A 7646-nucleotide genomic window follows, 5' to 3' on the forward strand; every position below is an offset into this window, starting at 1 on the left:
CCTTAAATTAAGTTTGTGATGTCTAATACTTCAGGTTGTTGCGCTTGGTGATTGTGTTCTGCTCCACCGTAAACATGTAATTTCATGCCTTGAGCGCGACCTAAAGTATTTTTAGGAAGCATACCTTTGACAGATAATTCGATTAATTTACGAGAATCTTTAGCACGTAATGCACCAGCAGAGATTTGTTTCAATCCACCTGGGTTACCGTCGATGTTACGAGAATAGATTTTGTCAGTTGCTTTTTTACCAGTTAATTTTGTTTTGTCAGCGTTGATTACAATTACAAAATCCCCTGTATCAACATTAGGTGTGTAAGTTGGTTTATTTTTACCACGTAAAATAGCTGCGACTACACTTGACATACGTCCCATAGGGATATCAGTTGCGTCTACCACATACCATTTACGTTCTACTTCATTTGGTTTTGCCATATAAGTTGTACGCACGTTTTATTCCTCCATATTCTTATCTGTTTGTTTGAATGCACAATAAGTTTCCGGGGCTCATCGTGGTGGCAAACAATACCATTTAATATTCTACCCTTAATATTAACTTTTGTCAAATTGTTTTTTATGAATAATCCATTTTTTTCATCAATCGTGATTTGGATTTTCATTGCTGGGTTATGCAACTCTTGAAACAAAGTAAGCCATCAATAAATCATCAACAAACTGAGCATCCATCCAAAACTCATCTTTCAACCGACCTTCTATTTCAAAGCCGTTTTTTTGATACAATTGAATAGCTGCGGGATTTGTAGATAAGACTCGTAACGATAATTTGTGGATACCCTGTTCAGCGGCTAAGAGCTTGATAGCCGTTAACAAAGCTGTTCCCACCCCTTTACCCTGAGCATCCGGATGAACACCGACATCAACGATCCAGGTCTTTTGGTGCGTCGTTAATCCTGTAGGGTTATGGAATCCTAGAAAACCAGCAATTTCCCCGCTCTCTTCTGCTCTAGCGACAAGTTGTGAACCCTCAGTGTACTGTTTTTGGTAATCTTCCACTGTTTCATAAGTTGTTACCTGAGGCGTATTGCCTAAATGCCAAATTTGATTTTCAATCGCCATCAATTGAGGGTAATCCTTTCGTTCACTTAACCGTATGATCCAATTCATGTTGCACCTGCTCTCCCAGTTTGTTGCTTTCTTGATAGTCTGTCCCAGATTGAGCGATCGAGGGTTTGTAATAGACTTCCATTAAATACAATCCTTGAGGTTTAGCTGTAGGACCTGCTTCATTGCGGTCTTTGACGGCCAATAGTCGTTTAATCTCATCTGCTGGACGCAGCCCGTTCGCAATTTGCAATAACGTGCCAACGAATATACGAACCATATTATACAAAAAGCCATTTCCACTAAACGTAAAAATCAATTCATTGTTGAAGATATCTTTTACGACACTAGCTTCATAAACGGTGCGTACTTTATTTTCTCTGCCACTGTTGCTCGCACAAAAGCTGGAAAAATCATGTTCTCCTTCTAGATCTTTCAGTGCATTTTGCAATTTCTCCATATCGATTGGATAAGGGTGGTGCAATGTATACAACCGTTTAAAAGGATTCGGAATCGCGTTTAGATCCACTCGGTATTGGTATTTCTTTCCGGATGTGTTGTACCGTGCATGAAAATTCGTATCCACAATCGCTACTTTTTCTACAAACAACTCATCTGTCGTTAAACTATTCAATGCTCGCTGCATGTTTTCGACAGGCAACAAGATTGGGTAGTCAAAATGAATCACTTGCCCTTTTGCATGTACGCCAGAATCAGTCCGGCCAGAACCATGAATAATAATCTCTAGTCCTTTTGTCATGATTTTCAAAGCTTTTTGAATTTCACCTTGAACGGTACGATCATTCGGTTGGATTTGAAACCCAGCAAAGTGCGTCCCATCGTATTGTATAATCATTTTATAACGTATCCATTCCATTGGTGTTCGACTCCTTTAAAAATAACCTATTCTCAATCAACTAAAAGCCAAAGAACCTTTCACAATCTTAATAGAAAGGTTCTTTGAGTGTTTTTTACTTTCTTAATACGACTAATCCAACGGTCAATACAGCGTACCCTAACATCGCTATAGTATCACGTGATACCCAATCTAGTTTACGGTATTTCGTTCGTCCTTCGCCGCCTTTATATCCTCTAGCTTCCATGGCCGTAGCCAATTCTTCAGCACGGTTAAATGAGCTGACAAATAATGGAATCAAGATGGGAACGATAGATTTCATTTGTTGAAAGATGTTTCCTTCGCCAAAATCAACCCCACGAGCACGTTGAGCATTCATAATTTTTTCAGTCTCATCCATCAATGTTGGGACAAAACGCAAAGCAATCGACAACATCAACGCAATTTCATAGACTGGAACTTTAACAACTTTCAAAGGACGCAATAAGTATTCAATCGCATCTGTTAATGATAACGGCATCGTGGTCAATGTTAGCAGTGTCGACATAAAAATGATTAAAACAAAGCGACAAAAAATGAAAACTCCATTTAACAGCCCTTCTTGAGAGACAATGATTGGACCCCAATCAAAGTACACGGTACTTCCGCCTGTAAAGAGCACTTGCAAGACCACTGTAAAGAGTATCAGCCAAATCAAAGGTTTGACCCCATTGATAAAGAAACTTAGTTTAATCGTAGATAGGCGAATCGCCGTTAACGCGAATGCTAATAACAAAAGATACGTCAGCCAATTATTCGCTAAGAAAATAATACCGATAAAAATAACTGTTCCAAGTAATTTAGCTCGTGGATCTAATTTATGAATCCAAGAATCTCCAGGGATGTAACGACCAAAAATCAATTTATCCATCATTGGTCATCACCCACTTTTAATTCATTTGGTTGTTGTTTTAAAGCTTTAGCAATTTCATCTGCTAAATCAGCTGTTGTCAATGGCAATTCATTGAAGATAAGGCCTGTTTTTTGGCTTAAGAGGCTGCCAAATGAAACTGCGGCAGGAACACCTAATTGTTTTGATTCAAGCCATGGTGCGTCTTTAAATACCTCTTGAGGCGCACCTTCTTTAATGACAGTACCTTTTTCAAGCACGACCATATGATCAGCATAATTTGCTACATCATCCATTTGATGCGTCACTAGGATGATTGTCAGTCCTTGCGTGCGGTATAACTGATAGAACATGTCCATCATTTCTTTTCTACCTTGCGGATCTAGTCCAGCAGTCGGTTCATCTAAGACCAACACTTCTGGTTCCATCGCTAAAACGCCAGCAATAGCCACACGTCGCATTTGGCCACCAGACAGGTCAAAGGGTGAGCGTTCCATGTAGGATTCGTCTAAACCTACAATAGGCAGCATACGCTTAGCCAACTCAATTCCTTCTTCTTCAGACGCGCCAAAGTTTTTCGGTCCAAAAGCAATATCCTTAGCAACCGATTCTTCAAACAGCTGTGATTCCGGAAATTGGAAGACGATTCCGACTTTTTTGCGGATACTCTTCAAGTTTTTATTATTGGATTGTGATGTAATGACGCGGTCTCCAATCGTTACCGTACCTTCACTAGGTTTCATCAGCGCATTCAGATGTTGCAATACAGTTGATTTCCCACTACCCGTATGACCTACTAACGCCGTAAAGCTGCCTTCTTTGATATGTAAATCGATATCATAAAGTGCTCGGTTTTGGAAAGGTGTCCCTTTTTGGTAGGTATAGCCTACTTTTTCGAAAGTAATGTCCATAGCCATTCCACCATCCCTTCTTCAGTCAAATAATCTGCTGGAACAGCGATTCCACGGTCACGCAAATCACTTTTCAATTTCTCAGCAAATGGTAAATCAAGACCCATTTCTACTAATTGGTCTCCATAAGAAAAAATTTCTTCTGGTGTTCCTTCTTGCACCAATTCGCCATTTTTCATCACTAAAATACGATTTGCATTTGCGGCTTCATCGATATCGTGTGTAATCGAAATAACCGTTAAATTCGCTTTTTCTTTAATTTCCTTAACCGTTGCCAGAACTTCTTGTCGCCCTTGAGGATCAAGCATACTAGTTGCTTCATCTAAAATAATGATTCGTGGGCGCAACGCTACAACTCCTGCGATAGCTACCCGTTGCTTTTGTCCACCAGACAAACGAGCCGGTTCTTTTTCCATAAAGTCTTGCATCTTTACGCGCGTAATAGCACTTTTGACACGTTCGATCATATCCGCTCTAGGGACACCTTGGTTTTCTAGTCCAAAGGCAACATCATCTTGCACCGTCGATCCTACAAATTGATTATCTGGGTTTTGAAAAACCATTCCAACCATCTCACGGATGTTCCAAATGTTTTCCTCACTTAAAATAAGCCCACCCACGGTTACTTCACCTTGACTAGGAGCAACTAACCCATTAATCGTTTTTGCAAGAGTCGATTTACCAGAACCATTGTGTCCAATAATAGCGATCCATTCGCCTTCTTCAATTGAAAGAGAGACATTTTTCAATGCGGGTCTTTCATCCGTATCATGGTACTGATAAGAAATATTTTTTAATGTTATTATTTTCTTCATTGAACATTCCTCACGTTCTATATACTAAAAAAGAGTCTTTTCTTTTCCAGCTTTCTAAATACAAATTTAATTAAGCCTAACAAAAAATAAGATTGGTTGCAATCTGAGAATCGCAGACTCACCTAAATAGCTTTCACTAAACTACTGTAATAGTATAGCACTTTTTCTTCTGTTTTCGGAGGTGTCTTGACATATTTTAAAAGAACCTTACATTTTTCGTTTTCATAAACTCTAAACTTTAATAGATAATTAATTCTTAACTACCGCAACGTTAGATCATTTTTTCTCATAACGTTCTTAAAGAGCACTTGCCTACCTGATTGATAGTTTTATCCTACCCGTATAGTCAACAAACGCTCTTTACGTACAATATACTTGATTGCAGCGCTCGCATATTGTCTTTGTGCTAGTTGAATAAACGATATCGTCCTCTTTGCATTTTCCATATGGTAGTCATTTAGCCGATTTTTTATATTAAAAAAGGAAACAAATATATGGACACCCCCACCTACTTGTTTCCTTTCTTAAGACAAAAAAAATCACTTTCTTTTGATGAATTTACCTCTCCTGAATGAGCAAACTCAGTTCAGGAGAAGTTTCGAGCTAGACTTGGAAATCAATATGAATTGATCCCATCATCATAACACTCTTTGCATACATCTAAAAAGTGAAACATATTGAACTTAAACAATTTTTTGTAAGCACTAAATACACGCGGCAACTCGTCATTTTAGTGACACTTTAAAATTAAACTAATTCAATAATAACCATTGGTGCAGCATCGCCGCGACGTGGTTGAGTTTTCATGATACGTGTGTATCCACCTTGACGCTCAGCGTAACGTGGAGCAACATCGCTAAATAATTTTTGTAAAACTGATTGAACAACGATATCTTCGCCTTCTTCTTTAACAGAAGCGACTTCATTGCGTACGAATTCTGCAGCTTGACGACGTGCATGTAAATCGCCTTTTTTACCTAAAGTTATCATTTTTTCAGTCGTTTTACGGACTTCTTTAGCGCGAGCTTCAGTTGTTACGATACGTTCGTTGATGATCAAATCAGAAGTTAAGTCGCGTAGCATTGCTTTACGTTGTGAACTTGTACGTCCTAATTTACGGTAACCCATTGTACATTTCCTCCCTTGTTACAGTACTAGTCATCTTGGCGTAAGTTTAAGTCTAATTCAGCTAACTTAAATTTCACTTCTTCAAGTGATTTACGTCCTAGATTACGTACTTTAATCATTTCAGCTTCAGTTTTATCTGTTAACTCTTGAACAGAATTGATTCCGGCACGTTTCAAACAGTTGTATGAACGGACAGATAAATCAAGTTCTTCAATTGTCATTTCAAGCATTTTTTCTTTATGAGTTTCTTCTTTTTCTACCATGATTTCAGCTTTACGAGCTTCATCAGTTAGATTTACAAAGACATTCAAATGTTCTGTAAGAATTTTAGCTGCTAAACTTACAGCTTCTTCTGGACTAATTGAACCATCAGCCCAAACATCAAGTGTTAATTTATCAGAAATATTTTTCTGACCCACTCGAGTATTCTCAACTTGATAATTCACACGACTGACCGGGGTGTAAATTGAATCGATTGGCAATACACCAATTGGCATATCATCTTGTTTATTGTGTTCAGCTCTTACATATCCTCGTCCTGATTTTGCTGTCATGCGTACGTGGAAACGTGCGCCTTCTGCAACAGTACAAATGTACAAGTCAGGATTTAAAATTTCAACATCGCTATCATAAATGATATCGGCTGCTGTAACAACAGCTGGACCTTTAACATCGATTTCAATCGTCTTGTCTTCACCAGAATATAACTTGAGAGCAAGTTTTTTAATATTTAAAATGATTGATGTTACATCTTCAACAACACCATCTACAGTTGAAAATTCATGTAATACACCATCAATTTGAATAGTAGTTACTGCTGCTCCTGGAAGAGAAGACAACAAAATACGACGTAGTGAATTACCTAACGTTGTACCATAACCACGTTCAAGTGGTTCTACAACGAATTTACCAAACTTGGCATCATCGCTGATCTCAATCGTTTCAATTCTTGGTTTCTCAATTTCGATCATTCTATCTATACCCCTTTCAAAACGTTAAGTTCATGTTACTGAGTGCAACCTTACATAGTGAAGCAGCTCTCAATTAAACACGACGGCGTTTTGGAGGGCGGCATCCATTATGAGGAATTGGAGTTACGTCACGAATTGCTGTAACTTCTAAACCAGTAGCTTGTAAAGAACGAATTGCTGCTTCACGACCAGAACCTGGTCCTTTAACTGCAACTTCTACAGTTTTCATTCCATTTTCCATACTTACTTTAGCAGCTGCTTCTGCTGCCATTTGTGCTGCAAATGGAGTAGATTTTTTTGATCCGCGGAATCCTAGAGCTCCGGCTGAAGACCATGAAATCGCATTTCCATGTACATCTGTAATCATTACGATTGTGTTGTTAAAAGTAGAACGAATATGTGCAACTCCGCTTTCTACATTCTTTTTAACACGACGTTTACGTGTAACTTTTTTTGCCATGAGGTTACCTCCTTACTAATGTTTTATTTTTTCTTGCCTGTAATTGATTTAGCTGGGCCTTTACGAGTACGCGCGTTGTTTTTCGTGTTTTGTCCACGAACTGGTAAACCACGGCGATGGCGCATGCCTCGGTATGATCCGATTTCAATTAAGCGTTTGATGTCTTGGCTTACTTCACGACGAAGGTCACCTTCAACTTTTAATGTATCAATTGTCGCACGAATAGCGTCTAATTGATCATTTGACAAGTCACGTACACGAATTTCTTCAGATACGCCAGCATCTTTTAAGACTTTTTGAGCTGTTGTTTTACCGATTCCATATATATAAGTTAAAGAGATTATTACACGTTTGTCACGCGGAATATCTACACCTGCAATACGAGCCATTAACAATTACACCTCCTGTTTTTTTTAATGATTATCCTTGACGTTGTTTGTGTTTAGGGTTTTCGCAAATCACCATAACACGTCCTTTACGACGGATAACTTTGCATTTGTCACAAATTTTCTTTACTGATGGTCTTACTTTCATGAACTATACCTCCTATTTTAT

11 protein-coding genes are annotated in these 7646 nt (G+C 38.5%); all 11 read right to left on the reverse strand.

The window, feature by feature from the left end:
• Positions 1-2 precede the first annotated feature (2 nt).
• Positions 3-449, reverse strand: a complete 447-nt coding sequence (rplM, locus tag CAT7_RS03900) for a 50S ribosomal protein L13 (RefSeq protein WP_007722173.1) — start codon at positions 447-449, stop codon at positions 3-5.
• A gap of 177 nt (positions 450-626) precedes the next feature.
• Positions 627-1124: a GNAT family N-acetyltransferase gene (locus CAT7_RS03905; RefSeq protein WP_007722174.1), complete on the reverse strand. Its 498-nt coding sequence runs from the start codon at positions 1122-1124 to the stop codon at positions 627-629.
• Complete coding sequence (gene truA, locus CAT7_RS03910) at positions 1099-1938, reverse strand: tRNA pseudouridine(38-40) synthase TruA (protein WP_007722175.1); 840 nt, start codon at positions 1936-1938, stop codon at positions 1099-1101. Before truA ends, CAT7_RS03905 begins: the two co-directional genes overlap by 26 nt.
• Positions 1939-2032: 94 nt before the next feature.
• Positions 2033-2830, reverse strand: a complete 798-nt coding sequence (locus CAT7_RS03915; RefSeq protein WP_007722176.1) for an energy-coupling factor transporter transmembrane component T family protein — start codon at positions 2828-2830, stop codon at positions 2033-2035.
• Positions 2827-3717: an energy-coupling factor ABC transporter ATP-binding protein gene (locus tag CAT7_RS03920; RefSeq protein WP_035019376.1), complete on the reverse strand. Its 891-nt coding sequence runs from the start codon at positions 3715-3717 to the stop codon at positions 2827-2829. Before CAT7_RS03920 ends, CAT7_RS03915 begins: the two co-directional genes overlap by 4 nt.
• Complete coding sequence (locus CAT7_RS03925; protein ID WP_007722180.1) at positions 3693-4532, reverse strand: energy-coupling factor ABC transporter ATP-binding protein; 840 nt, start codon at positions 4530-4532, stop codon at positions 3693-3695. Before CAT7_RS03925 ends, CAT7_RS03920 begins: the two co-directional genes overlap by 25 nt.
• A 747-nt stretch (positions 4533-5279) precedes the next feature.
• On the reverse strand, positions 5280-5660 hold the full coding sequence (gene rplQ / locus CAT7_RS03930) for a 50S ribosomal protein L17 (RefSeq protein ID WP_007722182.1): 381 nt from the start codon (positions 5658-5660) through the stop codon (positions 5280-5282).
• A 26-nt stretch (positions 5661-5686) separates the two neighbouring features.
• Positions 5687-6631 carry a DNA-directed RNA polymerase subunit alpha gene (locus CAT7_RS03935; RefSeq protein ID WP_007722184.1) on the reverse strand — a complete coding sequence of 315 codons (945 nt, stop codon included), beginning with the start codon at positions 6629-6631 and terminating at the stop codon, positions 5687-5689.
• A gap of 73 nt (positions 6632-6704) precedes the next feature.
• The gene (gene rpsK, locus CAT7_RS03940; RefSeq protein WP_007722186.1) at positions 6705-7091 is read right to left on the reverse strand and encodes a 30S ribosomal protein S11; all 387 of its coding nucleotides are present in this window, start codon (positions 7089-7091) and stop codon (positions 6705-6707) included.
• A gap of 23 nt (positions 7092-7114) precedes the next feature.
• The gene (gene rpsM, locus CAT7_RS03945) at positions 7115-7480 is read right to left on the reverse strand and encodes a 30S ribosomal protein S13 (RefSeq protein ID WP_007722188.1); all 366 of its coding nucleotides are present in this window, start codon (positions 7478-7480) and stop codon (positions 7115-7117) included.
• Positions 7481-7511: 31 nt separating this feature from the next.
• Entirely contained in the window at positions 7512-7625 is a 114-nt protein-coding gene (gene rpmJ / locus CAT7_RS12135; RefSeq protein WP_007722194.1) for a 50S ribosomal protein L36, read from the reverse strand.
• Positions 7626-7646: the final 21 nt, after the last annotated feature.

Source organism: Carnobacterium sp. AT7, from assembly GCF_000171855.1.
GTDB classification, from domain to species: Bacteria; Bacillota; Bacilli; order Lactobacillales; family Carnobacteriaceae; genus Carnobacterium_B; species Carnobacterium_B jeotgali.

Excerpts from the sequence above, each read along its gene's own strand:
- CAT7_RS03905 (WP_007722174.1), bottom strand. The coding sequence starts at position 1,124 with ATGAATTGGATCATACGGTTAAGTGAACGAAAGGATTACCCTCAATTG.
- CAT7_RS03915 (WP_007722176.1), bottom strand. The coding sequence starts at position 2,830 with ATGATGGATAAATTGATTTTTGGTCGTTACATCCCTGGAGATTCTTGG.
- rplQ (WP_007722182.1), bottom strand. The coding sequence starts at position 5,660 with ATGGGTTACCGTAAATTAGGACGTACAAGTTCACAACGTAAAGCAATG.
- rpsM (WP_007722188.1), bottom strand. The coding sequence starts at position 7,480 with ATGGCTCGTATTGCAGGTGTAGATATTCCGCGTGACAAACGTGTAATA.
- rpsK (WP_007722186.1), bottom strand. The coding sequence starts at position 7,091 with ATGGCAAAAAAAGTTACACGTAAACGTCGTGTTAAAAAGAATGTAGAA.
- rpmJ (WP_007722194.1), bottom strand. The coding sequence starts at position 7,625 with ATGAAAGTAAGACCATCAGTAAAGAAAATTTGTGACAAATGCAAAGTT.
- truA (WP_007722175.1), bottom strand. The coding sequence starts at position 1,938 with ATGGAATGGATACGTTATAAAATGATTATACAATACGATGGGACGCAC.
- CAT7_RS03935 (WP_007722184.1), bottom strand. The coding sequence starts at position 6,631 with ATGATCGAAATTGAGAAACCAAGAATTGAAACGATTGAGATCAGCGAT.
- CAT7_RS03920 (WP_035019376.1), bottom strand. The coding sequence starts at position 3,717 with ATGGACATTACTTTCGAAAAAGTAGGCTATACCTACCAAAAAGGGACA.
- CAT7_RS03925 (WP_007722180.1), bottom strand. The coding sequence starts at position 4,532 with ATGAAGAAAATAATAACATTAAAAAATATTTCTTATCAGTACCATGAT.